Origin of the sequence: Saccharothrix carnea, from assembly GCF_003014735.1 — a bacterium.
Lineage (GTDB): Bacteria > Actinomycetota > Actinomycetes > Mycobacteriales > Pseudonocardiaceae > Actinosynnema > Actinosynnema carneum.
Genome location: NZ_PYAX01000002.1, coordinates 147,741 through 173,550 on the forward strand (window position 1 = coordinate 147,741; position 25,810 = coordinate 173,550).

General features: G+C 66.6%; 25 protein-coding genes and 1 tRNA gene. 14 read left to right on the forward strand and 12 right to left on the reverse strand.

Annotated features, from left to right (window positions below; genetic code table 11):
• Nucleotides 1-242: 242 nt before the first annotated feature.
• On the forward strand, nt 243-2,126 hold the full coding sequence (locus B0I31_RS04915) for a recombinase family protein (protein WP_106614124.1): 1,884 nt from the start codon (nt 243-245) through the stop codon (nt 2,124-2,126).
• 219 nt (nt 2,127-2,345) lie between these two features.
• On the opposite strand, the gene B0I31_RS39905 is transcribed toward B0I31_RS04915, so the two are convergent.
• Nucleotides 2,346-3,803 (reverse strand): pentapeptide repeat-containing protein, encoded by a 1,458-nt coding sequence (locus B0I31_RS39905; protein WP_146173735.1) that lies wholly within the window; start codon nt 3,801-3,803, stop codon nt 2,346-2,348.
• A 472-nt stretch (nt 3,804-4,275) separates the two neighbouring features.
• Between B0I31_RS39905 and B0I31_RS04920 the strand changes: the two genes are divergently transcribed.
• From B0I31_RS04920 to B0I31_RS04940, 5 genes are all read left to right on the forward strand, one after another.
• A complete protein-coding gene (locus B0I31_RS04920) occupies nt 4,276-6,024 on the forward strand; it encodes an AIPR family protein (protein ID WP_106614125.1) in 1,749 nt (582 codons plus the stop codon).
• A 178-nt stretch (nt 6,025-6,202) separates the two neighbouring features.
• Nucleotides 6,203-6,463, forward strand: coding sequence for a hypothetical protein (locus B0I31_RS04925; protein ID WP_106614126.1), 261 nt, complete (start codon nt 6,203-6,205; stop codon nt 6,461-6,463).
• Entirely contained in the window at nt 6,456-6,776 is a 321-nt protein-coding gene (locus B0I31_RS04930) for a hypothetical protein (protein WP_146173736.1), read from the forward strand. The genes B0I31_RS04925 and B0I31_RS04930 overlap by 8 nt, the downstream gene beginning before the upstream one ends.
• A gap of 46 nt (nt 6,777-6,822) precedes the next feature.
• Entirely contained in the window at nt 6,823-7,326 is a 504-nt protein-coding gene (locus tag B0I31_RS04935; protein WP_146173737.1) for a hypothetical protein, read from the forward strand.
• A 327-nt stretch (nt 7,327-7,653) separates the two neighbouring features.
• Nucleotides 7,654-9,210, forward strand: a complete 1,557-nt coding sequence (locus B0I31_RS04940) for a transcriptional regulator (RefSeq protein WP_245949698.1) — start codon at nt 7,654-7,656, stop codon at nt 9,208-9,210.
• Here the strand turns inward: B0I31_RS04940 and B0I31_RS04945 are convergent.
• From B0I31_RS04945 to B0I31_RS04955, 3 genes are all read right to left on the reverse strand, one after another.
• Nucleotides 9,199-9,549, reverse strand: coding sequence for a hypothetical protein (locus B0I31_RS04945; protein ID WP_053714951.1), 351 nt, complete (start codon nt 9,547-9,549; stop codon nt 9,199-9,201). The genes B0I31_RS04940 and B0I31_RS04945 overlap by 12 nt on opposite strands.
• A complete protein-coding gene (locus tag B0I31_RS04950) occupies nt 9,546-10,964 on the reverse strand; it encodes a transcriptional regulator (RefSeq protein ID WP_245949700.1) in 1,419 nt (472 codons plus the stop codon). Before B0I31_RS04950 ends, B0I31_RS04945 begins: the two co-directional genes overlap by 4 nt.
• Before the next feature lie 291 nt (nt 10,965-11,255).
• The gene (locus B0I31_RS04955; protein WP_106614129.1) at nt 11,256-11,639 is read right to left on the reverse strand and encodes a helix-turn-helix domain-containing protein; all 384 of its coding nucleotides are present in this window, start codon (nt 11,637-11,639) and stop codon (nt 11,256-11,258) included.
• Nucleotides 11,640-11,805: 166 nt separating this feature from the next.
• Here B0I31_RS04955 and B0I31_RS39910 point away from each other — a divergent pair, with 166 nt between their 5' ends.
• The 6 genes from B0I31_RS39910 (at nt 11,806) to B0I31_RS04980 (ending at nt 17,252) form a co-directional block, all read left to right on the forward strand.
• Nucleotides 11,806-12,000, forward strand: coding sequence for a MerR family transcriptional regulator (locus tag B0I31_RS39910; RefSeq protein WP_146173738.1), 195 nt, complete (start codon nt 11,806-11,808; stop codon nt 11,998-12,000).
• On the forward strand, nt 11,997-12,326 hold the full coding sequence (locus B0I31_RS04960) for a WhiB family transcriptional regulator (RefSeq protein ID WP_106614130.1): 330 nt from the start codon (nt 11,997-11,999) through the stop codon (nt 12,324-12,326). The genes B0I31_RS39910 and B0I31_RS04960 overlap by 4 nt, the downstream gene beginning before the upstream one ends.
• Nucleotides 12,323-12,655 (forward strand): hypothetical protein, encoded by a 333-nt coding sequence (locus B0I31_RS04965; protein ID WP_106614131.1) that lies wholly within the window; start codon nt 12,323-12,325, stop codon nt 12,653-12,655. Before B0I31_RS04960 ends, B0I31_RS04965 begins: the two co-directional genes overlap by 4 nt.
• The gene (locus B0I31_RS04970; protein WP_106614132.1) at nt 12,652-13,263 is read left to right on the forward strand and encodes a hypothetical protein; all 612 of its coding nucleotides are present in this window, start codon (nt 12,652-12,654) and stop codon (nt 13,261-13,263) included. The genes B0I31_RS04965 and B0I31_RS04970 overlap by 4 nt, the downstream gene beginning before the upstream one ends.
• Nucleotides 13,260-15,353 (forward strand): FtsK/SpoIIIE domain-containing protein, encoded by a 2,094-nt coding sequence (locus tag B0I31_RS04975; RefSeq protein ID WP_106614133.1) that lies wholly within the window; start codon nt 13,260-13,262, stop codon nt 15,351-15,353. Before B0I31_RS04970 ends, B0I31_RS04975 begins: the two co-directional genes overlap by 4 nt.
• A 138-nt stretch (nt 15,354-15,491) precedes the next feature.
• Nucleotides 15,492-17,252, forward strand: coding sequence for a recombinase family protein (locus B0I31_RS04980; protein ID WP_106614670.1), 1,761 nt, complete (start codon nt 15,492-15,494; stop codon nt 17,250-17,252).
• Here B0I31_RS04980 and B0I31_RS04985 read toward each other — a convergent pair.
• Nucleotides 17,234-17,316, reverse strand: a tRNA-Leu gene (locus B0I31_RS04985). The genes B0I31_RS04980 and B0I31_RS04985 overlap by 19 nt on opposite strands.
• 300 nt (nt 17,317-17,616) lie before the next feature.
• Here B0I31_RS04985 and B0I31_RS04990 point away from each other — a divergent pair.
• Complete coding sequence (locus B0I31_RS04990; protein ID WP_106614134.1) at nt 17,617-17,901, forward strand: hypothetical protein; 285 nt, start codon at nt 17,617-17,619, stop codon at nt 17,899-17,901.
• Nucleotides 17,902-18,190: 289 nt separating this feature from the next.
• On the opposite strand, the gene B0I31_RS04995 is transcribed toward B0I31_RS04990, so the two are convergent.
• Nucleotides 18,191-19,636, reverse strand: coding sequence for a class I adenylate-forming enzyme family protein (locus tag B0I31_RS04995; RefSeq protein WP_106614135.1), 1,446 nt, complete (start codon nt 19,634-19,636; stop codon nt 18,191-18,193).
• A 42-nt stretch (nt 19,637-19,678) separates the two neighbouring features.
• Complete coding sequence (locus B0I31_RS05000) at nt 19,679-21,520, reverse strand: glycosyltransferase (RefSeq protein ID WP_106614136.1); 1,842 nt, start codon at nt 21,518-21,520, stop codon at nt 19,679-19,681.
• Nucleotides 21,521-21,526: 6 nt separating this feature from the next.
• On the opposite strand from B0I31_RS05000, the gene B0I31_RS05005 reads away from it, so the two are divergent.
• Complete coding sequence (locus B0I31_RS05005; protein ID WP_106614671.1) at nt 21,527-22,534, forward strand: alpha/beta fold hydrolase; 1,008 nt, start codon at nt 21,527-21,529, stop codon at nt 22,532-22,534.
• On the opposite strand, the gene B0I31_RS05010 is transcribed toward B0I31_RS05005, so the two are convergent.
• The 5 genes from B0I31_RS05010 to B0I31_RS05030 all read right to left on the reverse strand — a co-directional run bounded on the left by B0I31_RS05010 (nt 22,498) and on the right by B0I31_RS05030 (nt 25,789).
• A complete protein-coding gene (locus B0I31_RS05010) occupies nt 22,498-22,977 on the reverse strand; it encodes a SitI3 family protein (RefSeq protein ID WP_106614137.1) in 480 nt (159 codons plus the stop codon). The genes B0I31_RS05005 and B0I31_RS05010 overlap by 37 nt on opposite strands.
• Before the next feature lie 9 nt (nt 22,978-22,986).
• Nucleotides 22,987-24,231, reverse strand: a complete 1,245-nt coding sequence (locus B0I31_RS05015; protein WP_106614138.1) for a CdiA C-terminal domain-containing protein — start codon at nt 24,229-24,231, stop codon at nt 22,987-22,989.
• Nucleotides 24,228-24,539, reverse strand: a complete 312-nt coding sequence (locus B0I31_RS05020) for a type VII secretion target (protein WP_106614139.1) — start codon at nt 24,537-24,539, stop codon at nt 24,228-24,230. The genes B0I31_RS05015 and B0I31_RS05020 overlap by 4 nt, the downstream gene beginning before the upstream one ends.
• An 11-nt stretch (nt 24,540-24,550) precedes the next feature.
• Entirely contained in the window at nt 24,551-25,003 is a 453-nt protein-coding gene (locus B0I31_RS05025) for a YbaB/EbfC family nucleoid-associated protein (RefSeq protein ID WP_106614140.1), read from the reverse strand.
• A gap of 108 nt (nt 25,004-25,111) precedes the next feature.
• Nucleotides 25,112-25,789 (reverse strand): glycoside hydrolase family 11 protein, encoded by a 678-nt coding sequence (locus tag B0I31_RS05030; RefSeq protein WP_106614141.1) that lies wholly within the window; start codon nt 25,787-25,789, stop codon nt 25,112-25,114.
• Between the last annotated feature and the right edge of the window lie 21 nt (nt 25,790-25,810).

The following is a 25,810-nucleotide window of genomic DNA, read 5'->3' on the forward strand; positions in this document are numbered from 1 at the left end:
ACGGTGCCGGAGCGGTATCCACCCGACTTCCGAAGCAAGGTCCTCGCCCTGGTCGCGTCCGACCGCCGTGTCGACCAGGTCGCGGCGGACCTCGACATCAGCGACCGGATGCCGCGGGCTCACCGACGATCCAGGCGGCTCGGACTGCTCCAATCGGGCGCATCTCCGTAGTTCTTTGTCATGGCGGCGAGGGCACCTCGTCACCCCGGCGTCCATCCCCGTTCCGACGTCGAGGATCAAGCATGACGGTGTCCGACCTGCCACGCCCGACTACGCTCGCCGAGTGGATCGCCGCGACCATCCCGCCGGGTATCCCGGCGATGGACGCCACGTCGGTCGGAAGTATGCGGTTCCTGTTCTACGGGCGTGCTTCCACCCGTGAGCACCAGGACCCGCGCACCTCGCGGGCATGGCAGCTGGATGTCTCGCGCAGGCTCACCGGAGGGCACGGCGCGATCGTGGGGGAGTATTTCGAGGTCGGGTGTTCCCGTCAGGTGCCGTGGCATCTGCGGCCTCGGGCAGGGGCAATGTTGCGCTACATCGCGGCCAACGCGGACCGGGTCGACGCGGTGGTGGTCGGAGAGTACGAGCGTGCCTTTCTCGGCACCAGCCAGGTGCGGGAGCTGCGGGCGGTGCTGGAGCAGCTCGGGGTGCAGTTGTGGCTGCCGGAGGCGGAGGGGCCGGTGGACTTCGGCAACCCCGCGCACGAAGCGTTGCTGGCGTTGCTGGCGAAGCGCTCGCTCACGGAGGTGCTGCGTTCCCGGCACCGGGTCGTCACTGCCATGCGCATGCAGACCGTCGAGCAGGGCCGCTATCTCGGCGGCAGGCCGCCCTACGGCTACCGTCTCGTCGACGCCGGCCCGCATCCGAATCGGGCGTTGGCGCGGCGCGGGGTGCGGCAGCAGCGGCTGGTGCCGAACCCGGCCACCGCACCCACCGTGAAGCTGATCTTCGCCTTACGTCTGGCCGGGCACAGTGCCGCGGGCATCGCCCGACACCTCAACGAGCAGGCCGTGCCCAGCCCGTCGAGCGCGGACGCGGTACGCGACCGGGGTCGGGTCGATGCGGGTTGGTCGCTGCGTACGGTAGTGGAGATCCTGGGCAATCCGCGCTACACCGGTCATCAGGTGTGGAACCGCACCAGCGCCGACCGCGCCACCCGCTTGCCGAGCGGGCGTCGGACCAGCGTCCGCAACGAGCAGCATGCATGGGCGATCTCGACCAGCATCGCCCACACCCCGCTGGTGTCCGAGCAGGACTTCGTCACCGCCCAGACCATTCAGGCCACCAGGAACAGCATCCGCCAGGCCGACGCTGTTGGCGGCGAGTGCGTCTACCTGTTGGTGGGCAGGCTCCAGTGCGGGTTGTGTGGTCGGAAGATGGACTCTCACCGTTCCCACGGTCGTGCCGCCTACCGCTGCCGCCACGGTCACACCAGCGCCCGCACCCGACCGGAGGACGCGTCGCGCAACCTCTACCTGCGCGAGGACCACCTGCTGGCCCACATCGCCGCACACCTCACCGCTGCGGGCATCGCCGACAACCCCGACCCGCAGCAGAACGCACGGTTGGTCGACGAACTCGGGCTTGTCTTCCGCTGCGACGCCGCCGGCGTCGCGCTGCTCGACCCCGGCACCACCGGGCGAGCGCGCACACCACGCAGGCGCCTCGCCCCGCAGCCTGTCCACGACCTGCCCGGAAACGAAGATCGCTCGAAGGCAGGCGGGCAGCTCCCACTGGCCTTGAGCCACGAGACGGCCTCGGAGGCGGATCAGCCCGACGTATCCGCCAGTCAGGTCGACGCACCGGCTCGCGGAACCCGCCCCGCACGGCAGCCTCTCTGGCCGCCGACCCGTTCGCAGCGCTCCGCGGTGCCACAGCGACGGCACCGGCAGGCCGGGTGCCGCGCGGCTCTCGGCGACACCCGGTCGCGGGACGCATCCCGGGCCGGGCGAGCCGAACACCCACCGCCGGGTGAACTCCGCCACGACCGCAGCCAGCAGGTCATGGCACGAAGGGCCGGACGCCACCCACTGCTCCTGCCGGAACGCTGGCAGACACCCCACGAACAAGGTCCAGCAGGTAGGCTCGAGGGGTCGTCGGGAAGCACAAACCCCGCGAGATAATTCCAGGTCACCTGGAATTATCTCGCGGGGTGAATTATGTGTCCGACTTGCACTTGTCGGAGTCGCATGAGCTGTAGAGCAAAGCGACATTTGCCTCGGTCGTCCGGTGCTAAGCGCCGGTAGAAAGACTCGCCGTCGTTGATACGCGACGCAGGGGTCAAATCGCTTTATGGCACTTCTGACCCCTGCGTCACGAAACTGATGACAAAGCTATTTGGCTTACGCTCGCCGCCCGGGGTCTCTATCTCGCGTAAGGACCAGGCCGCTCGGAGTTCCGTCAGGCCACTCGCTGAAGATCGGTGATGCATCCCCTTGTGTCTCCATTCCAGAGAGATCGACGCGATTTGGTATGACCAGCCTCTTCCAGTCCCCTTCGGTCAAGTCGTTGTCTGCAACAAAGGTTGCATCGGTGAAATCCATCAAACACCCGCTAAGTTTTGATTCGCCAAAATTCAACTCCGCGTTATGGAACTTCGCCGATCGCCAATTGACGACCCCCGACTTGAAATTTGCGCAGCCAAAATCCCCGGTGACGTCGGTTAGTTTAAGGAAGTGCATATCCAGTTCTGAGCCGTCGACCTCTGCGAAGCATAGGTCAATCCCGCCACCTTCTAATTCCATCTGGCTAAGGTCGATCTTTCCACCTGTAAGGACAGACTCAGTCAACGTGAACTCGGATTCGCGCGCCTTTGCCAGACTGAAGTTGATCTGGCCCTCAATCATTTTTATGCCGGTTAGCCAGAACGTGCAGTTCTGGAACCTGGTCCATCGCAGACTGAGGTCTCCACCTTGGAAGGTGGCGTTTTCGAACTCCAGGTGTACGTTCGTGAACTTTGCACTGTGGAAGAGGGTTTGTCCTGCAACGAACTTGGTGTTCGTGAAATCAAGTCGACAGTCGGAGAAGTGGCAACTTGTGAAGTCTCCGCCATCAAAGACAGCTCCCGTGAAGTCCAGGTCATAGCCTATCCACGAGGGCGAAGATTGGGGTTGCAGATGGTCAGAGAGTACACGAATGATCGACAATCGCACCTCGCGTTCACCGACCCTCCAGTTCTCGGCGTCGGCATTATGCTCGTACGGGAGCCGTATGTAACCGCAAAGGACATCAATGCAAGATTGCCTCTTCAGTGACCATTCATCGGCAACAGAAGCCAGAGCGTAAACGCCTGCCATCCTTACTGCTGGGGAATCGTGTCCAAGCTGCGCACATGCAGCATTGAAGTGCTCATTGATTAGCTTCGTTTCCTCGCGAAACTCCGCTGTTTCATTGATTTTTTGTTTTCTGTAAGCAACTACAAGTGCAACTAATCCACCGATCCCGCCGGTAACGATCAAAGCTAAGCGCACCAGGTCCAACTGATCTTTAATGCCCAATTGTCCAGTAGAGGCGAGTTGTGGACGATCAAGGGCCCACCATAGTGAAATTAAGGCCGCAGAAAGTACTCCAAGTGTGACGACGATGGTTATAGTCATCGCTGCGCGGAGCGACAAAAGTTTTGTTTTTGATGTCTTGGTGGTCGACTTACTGGCCCGCCGTTCTTCTACGAGCACGTTCATTGTCGAACCGATTCTGACAAAGCGAGATTTGCGCCTCTTGGTTCGATTCGAGAGCTTCCTCATATCGTTAGTTCGAGCAGCTTTTGCGGGAGTCCAAAGTTTCCTGATCCAACCCAGCACGCGGACATTCTACGCTAGGTCACAGTTGTGGGACGCATCCGCGACGTTCTGGATTAGTGCATTATCATTACTTGAACGACATGTTATTATAGTCAGCTCATGGCGGTAATGTAGGGATGGGAAGAGGTGGCAAGCTCGTAGAGCATCGGCGGCAGTAATCCCCGTGAAATTCGACGGATGCTGAATCGTCAATAAACATCCTTTGTGATATCGTGGGTGTTGGCGTCAATGCAAGAGCCTGCGGCAGTGACACCGGGCGGCGACCTGAGTTATGGCACCTCGTGCCTGACTGGAGTAGATCTGCTGCCTTAACCGCTGGTCAGACCGTCGCAGACATGTATCTTTCGCTGGACCCCGGAACACATGTAACACTGTGAGGAGTTCGTGACGAAGTACAGGTTGAGCCGGGTCAAACTACCGACCTGCAACGTCCCATCGCTCGCCCGACCTCAAACCTCAAGAGGTAGTTGATATGCCAACCGCCGCGTGGAACGCCTTTCAAGCTAGGTCTGACTTGCAGGGCTTCTCCCCCAATGGACTGGTTTTGTTTGCTCTCGAACTCCGATTCGGTATCGACGATATAGCGGCAGTTGCGGCGACCGCACTTACTGACGGAGCTTCCGACCACAAGTGCGATGCGGTGTACATCGACACTGAAAGTCGAACAGCGGTCATAGTTCAGGGCTACGTCAGCGCAAATGCAGGGCGTGCCTCTGCACCTTCTAACAAGGCGTCCGACTTGAATATTGCGGCATCCTGGATACTTGGGAACGAGCGACCCGCCTATCTAGGCTCGGCGCTGCGTACTGCTGCTGAAGAGCTTGACGAAGCGATACGTCGTGGCGAAATCGACTCAGTAGAGTTGTGGTACTGTCACAATCTTCCTGAATCGCAGAACGTTGCACTTGAACTGGAGCGTGCCGCACGATCCGCAAAAGCGTTGCTTGTTCAGAGATACCCGGATGTTCAGATCGAAGCTAGGTATCTTGAAGTTGGCCGAGCGCTTCTACAAGAGTGGTACATCAGCACTCAAAGTGCAATCCTCGTTTCGGATGACCTAGAAGTTCCAGCAACTGGATGGTTCCTTGAAGAAGGAGACGGTTGGAAGGCTGTATGCACCTCTGTGCCAGCGATTTGGCTCCACGACCTGCATAAGAAGCACGAAGATAGGTTGTTCTCCGCGAACGTACGCGGATATATGCCGAGTCGGCGAGCAGCACAGAATATTAACTTTGGTATCGAGAAGACGGCAAGCACTCAGCCTGGGCGCTTTTGGGCGTTCAACAACGGCGTGACAGCGCTAGTTCACAAGTTCGAAGTCGACGAGGAGCGAAGTCTTCTTCAGCTCTCTGGAATCGCTGTAGTTAACGGCGCACAGACTACGGGGGCTCTAGCTCGCGTGGCTCGAGCACAGCTCGTCGGGGCCAAAGTAATGATTCGCTTCGTGCAAGCTACGGATCCAGCCTTGGTTGAAAGCGTTATCCGTTTCAACAATAGCCAGAATCCGATCAAGCCTTCAGACTTCCGAAGTGGCGATCGCCACCAAGATCGGCTTAGGCGGGAGTTTGAGAAAATCCCGGACGTGACTTATCTTGGCGCGCGCCGAGGCGGTCCAGATGACAGAGCGCGGCGTCCTTCGAACCTCATACCTTCAGATACTGCCGCGCAAGCGTTGGCAGCATTTCACCAAGATCCTGGTACGGCCTATCACGATCTCCGCAGTATCTGGGAAAGTGATGAGGTATATTCGCGCTACTTCTCCGAACACACATCGGCGACCCATCTCGTATTCTGCTACTCGTTGTGGCGAGCGGTCGCCGAAGCGAAAGCTGCTCTAACCGCCATGTCCGAAGAGTCTCTAACTTCTGATGATAAGGAGATGCTTGAATATCTTCGTAAACGTGGTTCCCTGCACCTCCTAGTGGCTGCCGTGGCGGCTGCCGCAGAGAGTTTTCTGGGTCGTGCTATAGCAGACAGTTTCAAACTCTCATTCAGTCTGAACGTAAGTCCGACGACAGCTGTGACGTACTGGGCGCCTCTTGTCGACGCACTTCTTCCATTTGCTCCACTGCAACTGGGCACCGTTTTCGAGAACGGAGGATTGCGGCGTCGAGATAATGTTTCTGCGGCAATATCGAGTTTCCGAGCCATTGTCAACTCCACAAGGCGCGCCAATGCCCAAACGTTCGAAGAGTTTCGGTTGCGGGTGTCCGGCATATGAACACTGTTAACATAACGTTCGGCTGCCTTGGGAAATTTTGATCATGTTTTAACGTCGGAACATAAATTATGCCAACGCAACGCCCCCTTCGAATTTCGATCCAGTGATCATCGCGCGCTTCGGATCTGGTCCTGGCAGGTCATCAAAGGTCACTCGTGTGTCATTCGCCTCAATCTGAGTGTTGGCCAAGATTTTGGTCAGCGGATCGTCTGAGGTGGTGATGGTTGTGGCGTGGAGTGAGTTGGCGAGTGATCTTGGTGGCGTCGCGCTGTTCCTGGTGTGGCTCGTGATCCCTCTGCTCTACCTCGTTGCCGTCGGTAGGCGGTACGTGCGGCAGTGCCAGGAGAACGCACAGGCGGCGGTTTGGGCGCGGGATGAGGTGTGCCTGATCCGTGAGGAGCAGAGGGAAGGCAGTCATGACGGTGACGCTGGTGAGTGACAGCGACCAGGGGGAGGGCGGGGAGGTGCCCATCTCGCTGTTCGATGACCCGAAGGTCGTCGGTGAGGTTCAGGAGTTCGTGGACGATCAGGCGCCGCGTGTGTTCGCGGTGGTGCAGGAGACGTTCGGGCCTCCGGAGGACTTGCAGATCGTGGCGTGGGGGATGACCACCAAGAAGGGGGTCGAGGTGATCAGCGTGCACGGTGGGATGCGCATGGGGCTCCAGTCGGCGGAGAACACGCTGATCTTCTACCGGGCCGGTGGGAGTGCGAACCCTCGGATCTTCTGGGTCGGGGGCAAGGGTGACGAGTAACGGGCTGGAGACGGCGCTGGAATGCGTCGGGCGTGGGTGGCCGGTTGTGCCGGGGGCGCTGTGGGTCGGTGACTCCTATGTTGAGCCGGTGACGAACGCTGAGTGCGATGCGCTCGCCTTGGCGTCGCCTGCGATGGCGACTCTGGACCCGGAGGAGGTCCGGCGGCTGTGGCCGGTGTCGGACGGCGGGGTCACGCGGTCGGCGTTGGCTGTGCTGGGCAAGCTGATGGCTGCGGTGGTGGTGGAGCCTGAGCTGGCGCGGCGGGTGGTCGCGTCGAAGGCGTTCCGCATGTCGCCGACGCCGGTGGTGATGCTTCCGGTGCCGACGCTTGGTCTGATGATCGAGTCGGCCGTGTTCGTGGTGTCGTCGGCAGAGGGGTTGGACGAGAGGTTGGTCTTCCCTCGGGACGCGATGCTGCCGCTGCCGCCCGCCGTGGTCGAAGGGCACCGGACACGGTGGCTCGTGTCGCCGGCCGAGTGTGACGGGCTGCTGATGAGCGGCCCGGACTTGGCGGACCTGTTGGCGCTGGAGACTTCCAACCGTCGTTGACCGCGCCTGACGGTTGGGCATGGGGTGCCGGATGCCTCCCCCGGCACCTGTGGGACGGGACGGCCGTGTGCGAACCATCCATTCGGATGGCGTCGCGCACGGCCGTTTCGGGTGTTTGGGACGGGTTGGAGTGTCCCGTCCCGGCCGTCACTGTGGCGTGTTTGCGCTGGTCAGTGCTGGTGTGCGACGTGTCCCGTCGGTCGGGACGGGCTGGCGTGATGGGACGGGGCTCGGGACGGGCTCCAGCTACCTCGTGACACACTGAAATCAACGGCTTGTCAGCGCAGAATCAGCCGGTGAGAGGTGATCATGCGGACGGCGCGGACGGTGCTTGAGCAGAAGATTTGGGACCGACAGCAGACGCTGGAGGAGTTCGCCGAGTACGTCGAGGTCTTCGCGCGGGAGGCTGGCGAACCCGGCACGATCAGCTTGCGCCACCTCCACAGGCTGGCTGCGGGGCGGAGATCGTCCGGTCAGCCGCTCGGTCCGGTCCGGCCGGTGACTGCTCGGCTGTTGGAGAAGATCTTCCGGACCAGCATCCACGAGTTGTTGGCGGAACCTTCGGCTGCTGGGTCCGCGGGGCGCGACGTCGGCAGGTTCGACGTGCGTGCGAACGCGGACTTGGCTGACATGGCCGATTGGTTGGACGAGCGGGCCGGGTGGGCACCGGGGGAGAGCCGAGCGAAGGTGCACGCCAAGCTCGCCACGTTCGAAGCGGGCACGATGGTCGACCGGCGGTATCGGCGCGCGAGGGTGAGTCGGGAGCAGATCGTTCGTGCGCTCCGCGCGTACTACCGACGTGGAGTCGCTGGGCACGACATGTACCGCGTGCGTTGTGGTGGCGAAGACGTCAGGACCAGCATCCTTGCTCGTGCCGAGTGGCTTGATCAGCCCGCTTCGTTGACGGCGGAGAACGACCGCCTGGTGCTCGCCGGCCGCCGTGATGGTCCGCGCGCTGCCCTGAGTGAAGCGGCGGCGGAAGCGGCTGTGGACCGGCTCGCTGAGTGGGCCGCGCTGGACGTCCGGGTCATGAACCTGCCGCTCTACCGGCTGTTGCGTGTGGACGTCGGTTCGGCCATCGAGGGCACGGTGGGGCTGGTGGACTTCGCCGAGTACGCCTTGACGGCGGACCTGCTCGAAGGCGAGCTGGTCGAGGCGGTGGTGTCTGGCGCTGGGACGGGTGTGCTGCCGCTACGGGACGAGTTCTTGCCGAATCTCGATGCCGTGCTCGACCTATCGGGACGCGTGTGCGCAGGCGGTGTGCTGGCGCTGTGTGCCATCGCTCGTCCGCGTGATCCATACCGTGGGGCACCGGACTACGCGCTGCTGGTGCAGGAGCGGTCTGGGTACGTGCTCAACACGTCCGGGCGGTTGGCCGTTGTACCGAAGGGCTTCCACCAGCCGTTGACCGATGTGCGGGCGGACGCTCGGGTCAGCGCCACGCTGCTCCGAGAGTTGGAGGAGGAGCTGTTCGGCCGCGACGAGGTGGACACCACGGCGGGGGAGGGCCGCGCGGCTGCGCCGATGCACCCTGGGCGGTGGTCTGCGCCGATGAGGTGGCTGCGCGAAGATCCGAGCAGGATGCGGATGGAATGCACCGGGTTCGGGTTCAATCTGGTAAGCGGGAATTACGAGTTCGCTAGTCTTGTGGTCATCGAGGACGAGGAGTTCTGGACACGCTTCGGTGGGGCGGTTGAGGCCAACTGGGAAGCGTCGGGATTGCGGTTGTATTCGAGCCTTGACGACGAATTGATCACCGATTTGGTGACGCACGAGTCCTGGAGCAACGAAGGGCTGTTCGCGTTGCTCCAGGGACTACGGCGGCTCGCGGAGATCGGTGGCCGGCGGGTGAAGCTGCCGGCAATCGAAGTGTCAGGTCTGTGACGGCCACCGGACCGTGAGGACGGTCGAGTCTTCGAGTGCTTCCCACGAGTGGTCGACGCCGGCACCCCACATCACGTAGTCGCCGGGGCGGGTCATGGTGGTGTTGCCCTCGGTGGTGTCGACGCGGAAGTTGCCCTGTACCAACAGAACCAGGGTCGTTCGCTGGTCGTCGGAGGTCCACTCGACACGCTTGTCGCCAGCCGGGTGGTTGAACCACTTGACCTCTACGTCCTTCTGGGACCGGACGCCCTCGGACGGGTCGATGAAGTGGCCTACCAGCCAGCCGCGGGTCACCGCGCCGTCTTCGTTGGCGTTTCCGGCTTGCCAGTTGGCGGTCACTCTGTCTCCCATTCGATCGTTGGCAGGTTCACGCGGTCTCCGCCGATTTGCTGTAGACGGCGGAGACCCTGGAGTAGCGCGAACAGTCCTTCGTTGCTCCACGCTACATCGTTGGTCAGTTCTTCGAGGCTGTCGGTGTCGAGGCTGGAGAACTGACGGAGGTTCGCTGCTTCCCAGTTCGCTCGGACTTGTCCGCCGAACTCCGTCCAGAACTGTTCGTCTTCGATCACGATCAGGCTGGCGAACTCGAAGTTGCCGCTGACGAGGTTCAGGCCGAAGCCGGTGCACTCCATCCGCAGACGACCCGGCTCGGCGAGCAGCCAGCGCATCGGCTCGGACAGGCGGGTCGGGTGCATCGGGTCCGCGTGGCGCTGGTCGCCGATCGTGTTGTCGATGTCGTCGCGGCCGAACAGCTCCTCTTCCATCTCGCGGCGGAGCGTCGCGCCGATCTGGGCATCGGCCCGGTAGTCGGTCAGTGGCTGGTGGAAGCCCTTGGGGATCACGGCCAGACGGCGCGCGGCGTTGATGACGTGGCCGGAGCGTTCCTGGACCAGCAGGAGGTAGTCCGCTTCACCCCGGAACGGGTCGGCCGGTCGTGCGATTGCGGTCAGGGCGAGAGCACCGCCCGCGCACATGCGGTCGGAGACGTCGAGGACCGAGGACAGGTTGGGTAGGTAGGCGTCCCGGAGGGGGAGGGTGCCGGGCCTGATCGGCTGGTTGGTGGTGAGCGCGTCAACCAGCTCGCCTTCGAGCAGGTCCATCGTCACCACGTACCCAACGAAGTTCGTCACGCCGACGCTGCCACCGAGCTTGTGCCTCTGCACGCCGACGTCGAGCAGTCGATACAGCGGCATGTTGACCATGCGATTGCCGAGCGCCAGCGCTTCGGCCAGCCGCTGTGCTGCGTGTCCGGCGCTCGCCTCGTCCATCGTCTGATGATCGTTCGGGGTGACGGTCGACAGCTTGAGCCGGTCGTGGGCCGGGATGAGCGGGCAGTCGAGGTCGAGCCAGTCCGGGTGCGTGAACACAGTCGTGGACGCGCGGGTGGTGGAGCTGAAGCGGGCGGCGTAGCGGCCGTGGCCGGTGGTGGTCGCGCCGTAGTACTCGGCGAGCGCTCGTGCTGTGTCGCGCTGGTTCACCCGTCCCCGGCGGACGCCCCGGTCCTGCAGCGCGCGGACGTCCAGGCGGACGAGGCGGGCGGCGACGTCGCGCCGTGCCGTTCCCGGCTCCCAACCCGCGTGCTGGTCGAGCCAGTCCAGCGCCGCGACGATGTTCGGGTCCGAGCTGAGCCGTAGTTCGGCATCGGCCGCCGAGCCGTCTGGCAGGTCGAGCTTCGGTTCGGCGATCAGAGCGGCGAACCTGGCCTTGACCGCTGGGTCCGCCTGGTCGTGGGCGGTGTCGAGGAGCTGTTGCATCTCGGACTTCGGGCTTGAGGTCCGGTTTCTGGTGCCAGCCGGCGACCGTGCGGACGGCGATTCCCAGGTGCTCGGCGAACGCTTCGTTGGTGAGGCGCATGGCTGCCTGAAGAGCGCTGGCGGTTCGGCCGGTCCAACCCTCGTGCTGGCTCATCTTCTCGCTATCCCCCCGGAGCGATGTGCACTGGTGGTGCACTGGATGTGCATCGGTGATGCATGGGGCCGAAGGCGCTTCCGCAGTGGAATTGAGCCATGGAAAACAGCTCGCTCCACCAGCGGAAATGCATCGCGCTAACGGCGGTCGCGGACGTGTTCGATCACGGTCGAGAGGTCCGACTTGAGGTCGTCGAGGCGGTCGGTGATGTCGTTGAGCCGCTGCTCGAAACCGTCCAAACGGGACCAGAGGCTGTCGGTCGGGTTGGTGATCGGCTCGTCGGCTTCCGGTGGCCTTCGACCGTGCAGCACGGAGTCCAGGTGCTGCGGGTGCCAGCCAAGCGTGGTCGACAGGGACTCAAGGGTTCGAGGACTGCGGCGGCGCTCGACCGTGTGGTGCTGGATCTCGCGCACGATCGCTTGGGAGACGTGCGAGCGTTCCGCAAGCTCCCGTTGACGCCAACCCAGCTCGTTCACGCGCTGGTTGATGGCCTTGGCGACTGCCGCCCAATCCTCCGACACGTATTCCTCCGCGCTCCGCCTCAGCGCTGAGATTAGCCGTCTTCCGCTGTTCCGTGACGTGACTCGGCGCATTTCGCGCCGGGTGCGATCAAACGCGCCTTCCGTTGCGCTGAAATCAGCAATATAGAGCTGAAATCGTCAGCTCGATAAGTCGAAGGGCTTTCTGATGCGTACTTCTCTGCCTTCTTCCGGTTACACGGTTCGTCAGGCCGCTTGGCTGCTGGGCGTCGAACCGTCCACCCTCTGCCGCGCCGTTCGGCTCGGCAGGCTGCCGCTGGTGCGGCGGCGCGGCCGGTTCGTCATCCCGGCGAACGTGCTGGTGCGGCTGCTCGGCGAGCCCCGTTCGGGAGGCACGCCGTGAACCTGGTCTCGATCGCTTGGGAGCTGGACCGGCTCCGGTGGGTGCCGAGCGCGGTGCTGGCCCTGGTCGTGGAACGCGACGGGCTGTGCATGGAGACGTTCCCGGACCTGCCGCCGTGGGTGGACGAGGAGATGACCGATCGGGAGCTGGCCGCGCGCATGTGTGCCGGCTGCCCGGTGCGGGACGAGTGCTTGGAACTGGCGTTGCGCACGGCCGGTGCGGACACGGTCGGCGTGTGGGGCGGGCTGGCTGCCGATGATCGGCGCGAGCTGCACCCGCACTGGCTGCAACGCGGTGAACGGGTCGAGAGGGGGCCGGGTTCATGAACGCTCTCAGCCTCACTCCGACGCAACTGCTCGCTGGACTCGGCGTGGTCCTGGTGTTGCTGTCCGTCTGGCGGGCTGGTGCTCGGCGAGCGAAGGCCGCCGCGAACGCGGCACGGACGAGTGCCCGACTGGTGTCGCTCGCCGGTCGGGTGGCCGTGAACGCGGTGTTGATTGTGCTGGTGCAGTGGGTGGTGATCACCCATCGCGGTGACGGGTGGTTGCTCCTTGCGGTGCTTGTCGTGCCGGCGCTGTTCGCGTCCTACACGCTGACGCGGGCGTTGACCGTGACGACGTACGAGCCGTCTCGTCGTCGGGGTGAGCGGCGATGAGCGAGTCGGTCGAACGGGTGGCTCGGCAGGTCGACCGGTTGTGCTGGACGGGGATCTTGCTCGGGCTGGCGTTCACGATGACCAACGTCCAGCAGTTCGCGGCGGCCGGTGCGCCGGTGTGGTCGCTCGCCTGGTCTGCGGCGTGGCTGCTCGATCCGATGGTGTCGCTGGTGCTGCTGGCGATCCTTCGGGCCGAGCAGGTCACCGCTCGGTATGGCGTTCGGATGGGCGGATGGGTGCGGGCGGCGAAGTGGTTCACGCTCGCTGCCACGTACGTCATGAACACCTGGAGTGCGTTCGTGGCTGGCTCGGCGGCGCTCGTGGTGCTGCACTCGGTGCCGCCGTTGGTCGTCTTCGTTGCGGCGGAGGCGGTCACGGAGTTGCGGGACAAGCTCGGCGCGGCCGTGAACGCCGCGCCGAGCGCTCCGCCGGCACCGGCGCCCACGGCTCCGCGGACGTCGTTCGCGGACTATCTCGCCGTGGCTCGGGCGGCGCGGACGCCGGACGTGAAGGTGACGCCGGCGTGGGTCCGGGAGGTCACCGGGTGTTCGCGTGGGTTGTCGTCACGGCTTGCTACGGCGCTCATGGAGGACGGGGGCCGTTCATGAACGGCGACCTGGTGCCCACTGAGCCGGTGCTCGATGGCGAGTTGGTCGGTGAGCCGAAGACGTTGGTTCGGCGGTTGGGGAGCGGCTGGCGGCGAGCCGGTGTCGTACCGCCGAAGTTGAAGTCATCACAATTGATTCAGTGGTGGTTGAAAAATGCGCTCAGATGGCTTGTGCGTCTGCCGAGCCGGTTCGTCAGCGGAGTCGGCAGGGGAGTGGTGGTAGCCGCTCGTGCGTGGCGGCGCTGGGTTCGGGTGCGTGACTACCGGGAGGCTGCGGAGCAGTCCGAGAAGTTGGCGGACAAGTTCGTGGAGATTCGCGCGTTGACGCTGTTCCGGTGGAAGGTCACCGGTGCTGTGGTCGGGGCTGTCGCGGCGGTGCTGCTCGTGCTGCACGTGCTCTACGGCGGGATTGTCTTGTGGAGTGCGGCCGGGTTGGTGTCGGTGGTGCTGGCGATGGTGGGGCGTCGGAAGGACGGCTCGCCGGGGCGCAAGGCGGTGTTGGGTGGGCCGCGCACGCTGGCGTGGACGATGGACTCGCAACTCCTGGTCGACGCGTTCCGGGACGCGAAGCTGATCGGCAAGGACGAGACCTTGCGGTTGGTCGAGCGCGCGGCACGTGTGGGAGAGGGTTGGGCGGTCACGGTCGATCTTCCGGCTACGCGGAAGGCTGCGGACGTCATCAAGCACCGGGACGCGCTTGCGTCGGCGCTGGCGGTGGACGAGGTACAGCTCATCGTGGAGCGGGTCCGTGGTCGCGGTGGGCACGCGGGGCGGGTGGCTCTGTGGGTCGCTGACGAAGACCCGTACGCGGGTTCGCCGTTGCGGACGCCGTTGCTCGATGTGGAGCGGTGGGATGCGTGGCGGCCGGTGCCGTTCGGGCGGGATGCACGGAACCGGCGCGTTGACCTTCCGTTGGTGTGGACGTCGTTGCTCGTGGGTGCGATCCCTAGGCAGGGCAAGACGTTCGCGACTCGGTTGGCGGCTACTGGGCTGGTGCTGGACCCGTACGCGCGGCTGTACGTGTTCGACGGTAAGGGCGGCAAGGACTGGGAGGCTGCCGAGCAGATCGCCTACAGGTACGTGTGCGGTGACGAGCTTGAGCACGCATACGCCGTGCGCGATCACCTCGTGGAGTTGGTGGCAGAGGTCCAAGCTCGGTATGCGCGGATGGCCACTTTGGACGATGAAATCTGTCCGGAGTCGAAGATCACGCCAGCCATCTCGCGGGACGCGGACCTTGGGATGCCGATCACTGGAGTGGTGATCGATGAGGTTCAGGTGTTCCTGGAGAACGCGACGCATGAGCAGGTGGGCGGCAAGAAGACCACGCTCGGGGCGTACATCGCGGACCTGCTGACGTACTTGGTCCGGAAGGGGCCGGCGGCCGGTGTGGTGGTCATCCTGGCCACTCAGCGGCCGGACTCGAACACCATCCCGTCTCGGCTGCGGGCGGTGCTCGGCTCACGGTTCGCGTTGCGGGTGATGGACTGGCGCGACTCGAACATCGTGCTCGGCGAGCAGATGAACACGCGCGGGTACGACGCTTCGACGTTGCTGCCGAGTCACAAGGGCGTCGGCATCCTGCGGCCAGACGGCGAGACGGACGCCGGCGCGGACATGATCGCCATGACCGTGCGGACCTACTACATGCCGAACGCCGAGTGGCGGGTGATCTGTGCGCGGGGGCGAGCGCTGAGGGAAGCCGCGGGCACACTTGCCGGTCACGCCGTGGGTGACGGTGCGGCACGTTCGATCGACTCGACTTCGGTCGTCAAGGCGATCGTGAGCGGGACGGCTGATGGATGGGTCGTGGACCTGCCGGAACCGTTGGCGGCGGTCGTGGACTACCTCGGCGAGGAGCTGGACGAACGTGAGTTCGTGCCCACATCGGAGCTGGTAGAGGCGCTGGAGGTCGAGGCGGTCACGTTCGCTCGCGAGATGAGCGAGCTGGGGTGCAAGCCGCTGCGACAGTACGTGCCGGATGGGGAGACCTCACGACGTGTTCGTGGCTACCTGACGGCGGACATCCGGGCGGCTGTCGAGCGGGTGGCTTCTGATGAAATCGGCTCTCAGGGCGGTGATCAGGCATGACCGATGACGGCCGTGTCACCGTGCGCCTGCCGGATGAACTTCCTGTGCTGACGCCTGCCACCAGCCGCATACTGCTTGCCATACTGGTCGAACTGACCGAGGTGGAGGTCTTGGACGGACCTCCGGGAGGAGGTGACGATGACTGTTGAAATCAGCCAAGACCCGTGGGCGACGCTGGACGAGCTGCTGGGCGTCGAGGTGGTCGAAGCGATCGAGGACGGTATCGGGCCGGTAGCGGTCTACGGGCGGTGCTCGACGGAGGACAACCAAGATCCCGAGACGTCGCGCGGGTGGCAGTTCGGCAACGCACGGAAGTTCGTGGAACCGCTCGGCGGGGTCGTCGCTGAGGAGTTCTTCGACGTGGGGCAGTCGCGGTCCGTGCCGTGGGAGCGGCGCGAAGAGGCGGCTCGGCTGCTGGCGGCGTTGAAGAACCCGCATCGCGGGTGGAACGCCGTGGTGGTCGGTGAGGGCACGCGGTGTTGGTTCGGCAACCAGTTCTCGCTCATCGCGCCGAAGTTCGCCGCGTACGGCGTCGATCTGTGGGTGCCGGAGCTGGGCGGGAAGTTCGACGCCCGGAACCCGTCACACAAGATGTTGATGAGCGTGCTCGGCGGTATGAGCGAGTCCGAGCGTCAGCACGTGCAGGCACGAGTCCGGGCCGCGATGGATGCCCAAGTGGTGAACGAAGGGCGACACCAGGGCGGACGTGCGCCCTACGGCTACGTGGTCGTGGACGGTGGTCCGCACCCGAACCCCAGGAAGGCGAGCGAGGGCCACCGGTTGCGGGTGCTGGCGATTGACGAGCAGTCGGCGGAGGTCGTCCAGCGGATCTTTGCCGAGTACGTGAGCGGTCGAGGTGACCGGGCGATTGCGACGGGCCTCAACCGAGACGGGATTCCCTGCCCATCTGCTCGACGGCCGGACCAGAACCGGCACCGACTGGCCGATGGCTGGCAGGGCAGCACGGTCCGAGCGATCCTGGACAACCCGAGGTACACCGGGTTCGCATTCTTCGGGCGCTGGGCGCGGCAAGAGATGTTGCTCGACCCTGACGACGTGGCGGCCGGCTACGTGATCCGGTTCCGGCGGGCGAGCGCCGATCGGATCGTGCGATCCCGCAAGCCTGCTCATCCGGCGATCGTGAGTGTCGAGGAGTTCACGCAGGCGCACCTGCTGCGCAAGTCGAAGTCCGCCGGCGGGTTGAAGACGGCACGCAAGACCGAGCGCGCCGAGCGGCCCACGAAACGGCCGTACCTGTTCCGGGGCATCGTCCGTTGCACGGCGTGCGGCCGGAAGATGGAAGCCAGCCCACGGGCGCGCGGCGTGTACTACCGGTGTCCGGCTCGGACGCTCGCGCCCGGATCACCTGCGCTGGCCACGCATCCGCCCACGGTCTACCTCCGCGAGGACGTTCTTCAGGAGGCGGTGAACGGGTGGCTCGGGCGATTGTTCGCGCCGGAGAACCGGGACCGGACCGTTGCCGCCCTGGTTGAGTCGCAGGGAACGAACGGCGCGGCGAACGGCAGGGAAGCGGCGAAAGCGCGGCTCGCCAAAGCGGAGGCTCAGTTGAGCCGGTTCCAAGAGGCCATCAAAGCCGGAATTGACCCGCTGGCACTGGTCGAGCCGATGAACGAGGCGCAGGCGGTGCGGGCAGCCGCGCGGGCGGAACTGGAGGGAACACCGGCACCGGACGCCCTGAGTGCCGCTGAGGTGCACGCGGTGATCGACTCACTGGGTAACGTCGGAGCGGCGCTGGCCGATGCTGAGATAGAGAGCGTGGCGGGCCTCTACAGGGCCGTTGACCTGCAAGTTCGTTACACGCACACGGCCCACGAGGCTGATGTGATCATCAAACCCGTGGGCCGTGTGAATAGTGCGCGTGTCCGAGGGGGGACTTGAACCCCCACCCCCTTGCGGGGACTAGCACCTCAAGCTAGCGCGTCTGCCATTCCGCCACCCGGACTCGGCTCTCGCCGTGGTGTGGGCATAGATTACATGATCGTCTTCCGTGGTCCAAATCGGGGGGTCGACGGGCTGTTTCTGCTGGTCAGCGGGGTGGTGTTGCGGAGGGTGGCAGGAGGTGGCGGCGATGGGGGGTGAAGATCGGTAGGTGGTGGGACCGGTGGGGGTGGGGTTGCGGGGGTGTCCGGGGTACTTGGGGTGGGGTTGAGGTGCGGTGATGGGGTGGGGAGGGGGGTGGTAGGGCCGGTGAGGTTGGGACCCTCGGTCGGGGGTTGGTGGATCGTCAGCCTATTGGGCACTGGTGTTTGTTGATCTGACCGGCGACGCTGGCGCGGTGACTAATGAAGTTCCCCCTTTGATCTATGACGACGTGACGGATCTGGTGCCGGTGATGCTTCCGGCGGACGTTGCGACTCGGCTCGACATCGAGACTGAGCGCACTTCGCTGGCGCTGAGGAACCGCGTTCCGGTCTCGGTTATCCGGGCAACGCTGCTGGCTGTCGGGCTCGACAGGGCACATGCGGCGACCAGTGCGCTTATTGTGCGGGCGGCGAGCATGGAGGCGCAAAGTCCTGATTCCCGGTAGCGGTGTGCTGTGGGCGGACCGGGCCGGTCCTGGGGTCCGGTGGGCGTGGGACCGGTCCGGGTTTGGTGATCAGGTTTACGGAATGTGTCGATGACACGTTCGGGCGTCGCTGGGGAGGTTGATGGGAGTGTCGACGTCTGCCGCACGGTGATGCGAGGGCGGCAGGTGTGGAGCGGCGGCGGTCGGGTGGTGAATTGGGTTTCGCGTGGGTTGTGCATTCATTCGGTGACGGCGGTACGGGACAGTTCGGGGCAGCAGTGGGTATTCAGAGGTTGTGGACGGCTTCGGGTCAGGGCTTCCAGGTCCGCACGACGTGGCGGCGCAGCTTGCCCGATCCGGTGCGCGGCAGCGACGGCACGAACACGACCTTGCGCGGCACCTTGTACGCCGTCAGGTGCCGGCGGGCCAGCGTGATGAGCTCTTCGGCCAGGCCGTCGTCCTCGAGCGGGCCGTCGGCGCGCACCACGTACGCCCGCAGCTGGACCGAGTCGTCGTGGTTGGCGACCGCGCAGACCGCCGCCTCGCGCACCAGGGCGTGGCTCGCCAGGAGGTGCTCGACCTCCAGCGGGTGGACCTTGATGCCGCCGACGTTCTCGATGTCGTCCAGCCGCCCGGTGACGCGGACGTAACCGTCGACGTCGACCGAGGCGAGGTCGCCGGTGGCATACCAGTCGGTGGTGCGCCGGGCCTTGCCGTCCTCGTCGACGCCGAGGGTGATCGTGGGGCCGCGGACCTGCAGGCGGCCGATGACGTCCGGTTCGACGGGGTCGCCGTGGTCGTCCACGATGCGCACTTCGTACGGCGGCAGCGGACGGCCGGCGGTGCCGGAACGGCGTGCGGAGCGTGTGTTGTGGGTGAACGCCTGGCCGACCTCGGTGGTGCCGATGCCGTTGAGCAGGCGGTCGCCGAGAACTTCCACCAGGCGCGCTTCCAGTGCGGGGGACAGGACTTCGCCCCCGGTGGCGGCGATGCGGAGGTTGACCAGCCGGTCGCTGCCGGGGTGGGCGATGAGCCTGCTGTAGAACGTCGGCACGGCGAACAGCGCGGTGACGTTGTACTTGTCCACGATCGCCAGCACGTCGTCCACCAGGGGCGCCTGTGGGTTCAGCACCACGCGGCTGCCGCTGAGCAGCGGGAAGAACAGGGAGTTGCTCAGGCCGTAGGCGAAGTACATCTTGGACACCGAGTGCACGACGTCGTCCGGTCCGAGTTCCAGCGCGGGCACGGCGAACGACCGGTGGTGGATGATCGGGTCGCCGTGCAGCTGCGGCACCAGCCGGGGCACGCCGGTGGTGCCCGAGGTGAACGTGGCATACACCTGGTCGTCCGCGGCGCGCGGCGTGACGGGGACGGGCCGCGTGCCGTCGAGTTCGGCGAAGGTGGTCACCCGGAACCCCTCGGCCGCGAAGCCTGGACGGCCCACGACCAGCGCCGGTGCGGCGGAACGCAGCACCTGGTGCAGTTCGTCGGCGTGCAGCCGGGGGTTGACCGGGACGGCCACCGCGCCTGCGTGCGCGGCGCCCAGGAAGCTCAGGACGAAGTCCGGACCGTCGTCCAGCACGAGCGCGACCCGGTCACCGGGCCGCACGCCCGCGCCGACCAGGCCACCGGCGACGCGGCCCGCACCGTCGTACACGTCGGCGTGCGTCAGCATGGCGCCGTCGATCTCGTAGGCCGGGCGGTCCAGCCACCCTCCGGCGTCGGCTCCGGCACGCAGCACGTCGACCAGGTTCATCCCAGGGTTCTCCCTGCTCGGGCCCGCCGGGGCGGGGGAAGGTCACATACCGAGGAGCGCGGCCACTTCCGCACGCCACTCCAGCACCACGTCGAACAGGCCGGCGACGGCGTCGAGGTCCGTCAACGGCGTCGGTCCGCCCCGCAGCGCGCCGACGAAGTCCGCGTACGCGCCACTCACCGGTGGCGCGACGAGGTCCGCGGTCGCCGCGATGCCGGTGACCGAGAGGTGGAACCGGGGTTCGCCCCAGCCGAGGTCGATCGTCCCGCTCAGGTTGCCGGCCACCGCCGCGGCGCGAACCCGGGAGCGGGTCGCGGTGACGGTCTTCAGGTCGGTCACGGGCACGCCGAGCACCCGTTCGACGGCGTCCAGCGCGTCGGGGCCGAGTTCGGTGACGACGTCACGGCCCTCGGGCTGTTCCAGCCGCACGGTGAAGCCCTCGGCGCGGCCTTCGGCGACGGCCTTGCCCACTTCGACCAGCTGCGGGTGGTGCGCCCACGGCAGGTCGACCGAGCACCGGCCGGGTGCCTGCCGCGCGGCGTCGACCAGGCGGGCCAGGTCGTCCACGGCGTACTTGCCCAGCAGCACGTGCAGTCCCCGGCGCAACGCCGTCAGCGCCGCCGCGGTGTCCGGCGCACGCACCACGACCCCCTCGGCGGGCACCGTCTCCACCAGCCGGGTGCCGTCTCGCAGTGCCCAGGGCGCACTGTGGGTGCGTGCGGCGGACAGCAGCACCCGCACGTCGGGATCGGCCACGCCGACCACCCGCACACCGCGCACGGCGGGCACCGGGTCCGCGCCGACGAGCACGACCCGGACGTCGGCCGGTTCGGCGGTGGCCAGCACGCGGTCGCTGGCGAAGAAGCTCAGGTCCGCCGAGGCGGAGTCCGGGTCGGCGAGCACCGACACCCGCGGCCGGTCCAGGTCGGCGTAGTCCTTCTCGACCGGCACCCACTCCAGGTCGGCGGCGGTGTGGGCGGGTCCGGCGGCGAAGAGCTCGGCCCAACGGCTGCGGATCACGCGCATGTGGCGCTTCCAGATGGGCAGCTTGTCGTGGCCGACGTGGTTGAACGTGGTGCCCTCGAAGTGCCGCATCGCCACCGACCCGACGTAGCGCAGCCGTTCGCCGTCGGCACGCAGCCGGCAGCACAGGTCGACGTCCTCGCACAGCGAGACCGGGTCGAACGACTCGTCGAACCCGCCGACCCGGCGGAACGAGTCGTGCCGCACCATCAGCGCGGCGGTGGGCGCCCACGACTGCTCGCGGTGCTCGCGGTGCCGCGGGCCGAGCTGCCGGCCGCGCCCGACCGGCCCGATGCGTCCGTCTGCGGTGGACGCGCCGCCCGCGCACTGCACCAGCGCGCCGTCGCCGGGGTAGAGCAGCAACGGCGACACGGCGCCCAGCCCGCGGTCGGCGGCGAGCTCGGCGGCGAGCACCTCGACGACGTCGGTGTCGTCGACCAGCACGTCGTTGTCGAGGAAGAACAGGAACTCGCCGCGGGCCACCGCCGCGCCGACGTTGCGCCGTTCGCTGCCGCCGCGGTCGTCCTCGTGGCGCAGGACGGTCAGCGGGCGGGGGTGGTCCAGCGCGGCCAGGTACTCGGCGGTGCCGTCGTCGGACCCGTTGTCCACCACGACGATCTCGAAGTCGCCGGACGCGCGGGCGAGGGACGCCAACGCCCGACGCGTGTACTCCAGGCGGTTGCGGACCAACATGACGACCGAGACCAGGCCCGGTACCGGGGTCGGGTTCACAACTGCGCCCTTCACCGAATGGGAATCGTCCCGACGCGGCACGTCGGTGCGCCGGTCGAGCACGACAGGGGTGGGGTGGTGCCCGCGCGCAGCGGTGGCGTCGCGCCGACCGCCTCTTCGGCCGTCCATTCCACTATGGTGGGGATCGACCGCGGTGAATCAGTGGTTGCCGTGCGGAGAACTGGTGACGACAACCCGCCTCGCGGCGACTGGATCGTTACCGGCGCTGATCGTAGATGCTGTCCGGCGGGTGCACCAGCCCATGAATCGGACTACCGAAGGGAAAACGTGGACGGCGTCGCGGACCTCGCTTTTTCCCGGTACAAGCCGTACCCGCTCGATGATCGCGAACAAACGGACGAGTCCGTTCGGACGGCATTGTTCTGCCATGCGGCGGGTTTTACCGGGCTGGTCTGGCGGTCGTGTGTGAAAAACCTGCGGACACCGTTGCGCCCGGTGGCGGTCGACCTGCGCGGCCACGGTGGCGCGCCGCCGCTGGCCGACGACGCGGACTGGGGCGTGTTCGCCGACGACGTCCTCGACGCGGCCCGCGCGGTGGGCACCGGGCCGTTGATCGGCGTGGGCCACTCGCTGGGCGCGACGTCGCTGCTGCTGGCCGAGGCACGGGCGCCGGGCACGTTCGACCTGCTGGTCTGCTTCGAACCGATCCTCGCGACCCACCACGACCCGGCGTTCGCCGAAGCGGCGGCACGGCGGCGCGCGGTGTTCCCGTCCCGCGCCGACGCGCTGGCCCGGTGGTCGGCCCGGCCGCCGCTGTCCCTGCTCGCGCCCGAGGTGCTGGCCGACTACGTCGAGTCGGGCCTGGTCGACGAACCGGACGGCCGGGTGCGGCTGCGGTGTGCGCCGGAGGTGGAGGCGCACCTGTTCCGGACCGCGATCGCGTGCCCGTGGCGGGAGGCGTTGCCGCTGGTGCGATGTCCCACGGTGCTCCTGCGCGGCGCGGAGTCGGTCGTGGTGACGGGGGAGTCGCTCGCGGCGGCGTGCGCCGAACTGCCGTCGGGACGGCTTCGGGAAGTTCCGGGCCTGGACCACCTGGGACCGCTGGTGCGGCCCCGTGCGTTCGCGGAAGTGCTCGACGGGCTGTTTCAGTCCTCCGGGAACACGGTGGTCTCACGCCGGTAGGGCTGGGTCAGCAGGCCGCGGCGGTGGGGCGGCCAGAGGTCGTCCCGTTCGTTGAGCACCAGCTCGCCGCCGCGCCGCACCAGCCAGATGGTCTCGAAGTCGTGGTGCAGCACGGCGTCACCCGGGATCTTCGCCAGCAGCCCGAGCACCAGGCGGACGACGTCGTCCTGCTGGGTGCCGATGTCGGTCTTGGCCAGGCGGTAGGCGACGCGGACGGTCGGCGGGGCGCCGAGGACGTCCAGCACCGGGTTCCACGGCTGGGGCTTGTCCGGCACGACGCGCAGCCACGTGCCGCCGGTCGTCACCGCGTCCTCGCCGAGCAGGCGCTCGCCGGTGGTCGACGGGTCGAGGAGCCCGGCGGAGACACCGACCTCGCGCAGCGCGTCGGCGACGTGCGCCGCCGGGTGCGGTGTGACGAGCGCGAGACTGTACGAAATGGACACTGGGCAATCCTAGGGGTACAAGTGAAGCACGGCGCCGGTGCGGTCGATGACGATGACTTCCTTGAGGCCCTCGATCGGCCAGTCGCGCATCTGGCCGCGCAGCCGCTCGACGTCGACCGGGCTGTCGGCGAGGTTGAGCACGACCCGGTCGGTCTGGCCGTCGGCGACCTTCTCCGCGATCCGGCTGTGGATGTTGCGGGGGCTGCCCGTGACCGGCGCGATGTTGTCGAAGATCCGGCCTTCGATCCGGTAGTCCGGGTTCTTCGGGCCGGGGACGTTCGGGTTCTGCTCGACGTCGTAGCCGGCGCGGGCGAGGGTGGTCGCGGACTCGTTCTCCCGTTGCAGCGACCGCTTGGTGTCCGCGTCGTGCTTCGGGTCGATCTCGGTGCGCGTGCCGCCCGGTTCGGCGTCGGGGTCGGGTGTGCGGGAGGGGCCGGTGGGTCCGTCGCCGCTCGGTGTCGGCTTCTTGCCGGGCTCGTCCGGCGGCTTGTTGCCGTTGCGGCCGCGCCGCAGGTCGTCCATCTTCTTGCGGATCTGCTTGAACAGGTCGCCGAGGCGGCGCAGCAGCGGCATGAGCTTCTGCATGGTGCGCACGAGCTGCTTGACGAGCTGCGCGATCCGCGCCGCCCACTTGGCCGCGGCGGCCGAGGCCTGGACCGCGGCGGCGGGCAGGCCGATGATCGTCAACGCTTCCGCCGCCCACACCGCGAGGCGTCCCACCAGGTCGGCGATCAGGTCGCGCACGGTCTCGCGGACCACGCCGACGACCACGCCGGCCATCTCCACCGCGCTGCCCAGGCCGGAGGCGGCCTGGGCCGCCGCGCCGATCACCGCGACGATGTCCGCGGCACGGGCGCGGTAGGCGTCGGCGGCCTTGCCGGACCAGCTCGCGGTGTCGGCGGTGTGCTCCGCGCCGTACGCGGAGTGCACCTCGCCGACCGCGGTCGCGATGTTCTTCCACGTCCGGGCGTGCGCGGCCACGGCGTCGGCGTTGCCGGCCAGCTTGTCCAGCGCTTCGCGCAGCGGGCCGACGTGCTCGATGATGAACGACACGAGGTTGGAGGCGATCGAGCCGAACGGGTCCATGACGATGCTGAGCGCTTCCAGGCCGGTGCCCGCCGCGCCCAGCCCGATGTCGACCCAGTTGCCGCTCTCGATGCCCTGCACCAGGTCGCTGACCGACTCGGCGATGCCGATGCCCGTGTAGGACTTGGTGGAGTCCTGCTCCGGCGCGACCAACGGGTTGCCGGTCACCGCAGGCCGCCTTCGATGCCGGTGAAGCTCCGCATGGCGTTGAGGTCCTCGGAGTCGTAGTCGTCCGCGGTGTCGCGCAGGTTGTCGGCCACGGTCCGCAAGCCGTCGCGGGCGGCCGTGAGCGCTTCGTGCGCGGCGGCTTCCACGTCGTTGAACAGCGGTGGCAGGAACTGGCAGATGACGCCGTAGGCGCCGTCCGGCATCACCTGGTTCGCCGCGTCCACGGCGGTGCCCAGGCTCTCCGCGTGCGCGTCGACCTTGCCCGCGTGGGCGCTCAGGTCGCGGCTCGTCACCTCGAAGCCGGCCATGATCCCTCCCGTCAGTCGTCGAAGACCGAGTCTTCGACGGAGTCGTCGTCGGGTGGCCTGTTCGGGCGTGGTTGCGGTTCGGTGGTCGCGGCGAACTTCTGCGCGTAGTAGCCGGCGATCCGCTCGGCGCCGTGCTCGCCGAGGGTGTCGCCGGCGATCTCCCGGACCCGCGGGGTGATCTGCGCCTTCGCCTGGTTGACGGCGAGCAGCAGTTGGCGGCTCAGCTCGTCGGGCGTGGTGCGGACGAGCTGGTCGGTGAACTTCGCGTCGACCAGCGACCCCTCGGCGTCCACGGTGACCGTGACGACGCCGTTCGGGCTGGTCGCGCTGATCCGCACACCCTCGACCCGCTGCTGCAGCCGCTGGTAGGACTCGGCCCGGCGCTCGAACCCGGCGACCCACTGGTCCAGCCCCCGCTCGACCTCGGCCGGGTCGCCGCCTACCAAGTCACCGGGCACGGTCATGGCGAAGACGATACCGACCGACCGCCGCCGGCGGGCCGGAAACGGTGGGGGAAAACGGGAAAGTGGCGCGGCGGCTCCGCTGCCGCCGCGCCACCGTCCGCCGGGTTGCTAGCTCACCGTGATGTTGGAGTTGCCGCTGCTCTGGTAGCCCTCGGTCGCCATGATCATGTAGTAGCGGAAGCTGCCCAGCTGCATGCCGGCCCGGCTCCACGCGTCGAAGTGGTTGCCGGTGGTGATGGTGCCGCCGACCCTCCTCTGCTGGCGGACGCTCCAGAACTGGGCGAACGTCTTGGTGCCTTCCACGGACGGGGCGTTGTAGCGCATCGTGTGGTAGATGTCGTACGTGCCACCGTCGCTGGTGACCGTGCCCCGGTGCGTGCCCGTGGGCCGGTAGTTGCCCCAGCTGTCCACGATGTAGTACTCGACGAGCGGGCCGGACGTCCAGCCGTAGAGGCACAGGTAGCCGTTGCCGGAGGGGTTGAAGCTGCCCGAGTAGCGCACGGTCCGGCGGGACCCGGTGCTCCAGCCCTTGCCGCACACGAAGTTGCCGGTGTTGCGCCAAGAGGTGCTGTACTGGCCGCCCGACCCCATCGTCATGGAGACGGTGTTCTGGGCGTCGGTCCAGAACGAGTAGTAGTAACCGTTGTGGTTACCCGTCTGGTTCGTGGTGACGGTCTGGGCGTGGGCGGTGCCGGGCAGGATCAGCCCGGACGAGAGCGCCAAGGCTCCGGCGCCGCCGATGAACATCCTGCGGCTGATCGGGTGCGCAGGGGCGTTGTCGTCCATTGGTGTGCTTCCTCCTCGTTG

Excerpts from the sequence above, each read along its gene's own strand:
- B0I31_RS04915 (WP_106614124.1), top strand. The coding sequence starts at position 243 with ATGACGGTGTCCGACCTGCCACGCCCGACTACGCTCGCCGAGTGGATC.
- B0I31_RS04920 (WP_106614125.1), top strand. The coding sequence starts at position 4,276 with ATGCCAACCGCCGCGTGGAACGCCTTTCAAGCTAGGTCTGACTTGCAG.
- B0I31_RS04950 (WP_245949700.1), bottom strand. The coding sequence starts at position 10,964 with ATGCAACAGCTCCTCGACACCGCCCACGACCAGGCGGACCCAGCGGTC.
- B0I31_RS39910 (WP_146173738.1), top strand. The coding sequence starts at position 11,806 with ATGCGTACTTCTCTGCCTTCTTCCGGTTACACGGTTCGTCAGGCCGCT.
- B0I31_RS04965 (WP_106614131.1), top strand. The coding sequence starts at position 12,323 with ATGAACGCTCTCAGCCTCACTCCGACGCAACTGCTCGCTGGACTCGGC.
- B0I31_RS04970 (WP_106614132.1), top strand. The coding sequence starts at position 12,652 with ATGAGCGAGTCGGTCGAACGGGTGGCTCGGCAGGTCGACCGGTTGTGC.
- B0I31_RS04975 (WP_106614133.1), top strand. The coding sequence starts at position 13,260 with ATGAACGGCGACCTGGTGCCCACTGAGCCGGTGCTCGATGGCGAGTTG.
- B0I31_RS04980 (WP_106614670.1), top strand. The coding sequence starts at position 15,492 with ATGACTGTTGAAATCAGCCAAGACCCGTGGGCGACGCTGGACGAGCTG.
- B0I31_RS04995 (WP_106614135.1), bottom strand. The coding sequence starts at position 19,636 with ATGAACCTGGTCGACGTGCTGCGTGCCGGAGCCGACGCCGGAGGGTGG.
- B0I31_RS05000 (WP_106614136.1), bottom strand. The coding sequence starts at position 21,520 with ATGGACGGCCGAAGAGGCGGTCGGCGCGACGCCACCGCTGCGCGCGGG.
- B0I31_RS05005 (WP_106614671.1), top strand. The coding sequence starts at position 21,527 with ATGGTGGGGATCGACCGCGGTGAATCAGTGGTTGCCGTGCGGAGAACT.
- B0I31_RS05020 (WP_106614139.1), bottom strand. The coding sequence starts at position 24,539 with ATGGCCGGCTTCGAGGTGACGAGCCGCGACCTGAGCGCCCACGCGGGC.
- B0I31_RS05025 (WP_106614140.1), bottom strand. The coding sequence starts at position 25,003 with ATGACCGTGCCCGGTGACTTGGTAGGCGGCGACCCGGCCGAGGTCGAG.
- B0I31_RS05030 (WP_106614141.1), bottom strand. The coding sequence starts at position 25,789 with ATGGACGACAACGCCCCTGCGCACCCGATCAGCCGCAGGATGTTCATC.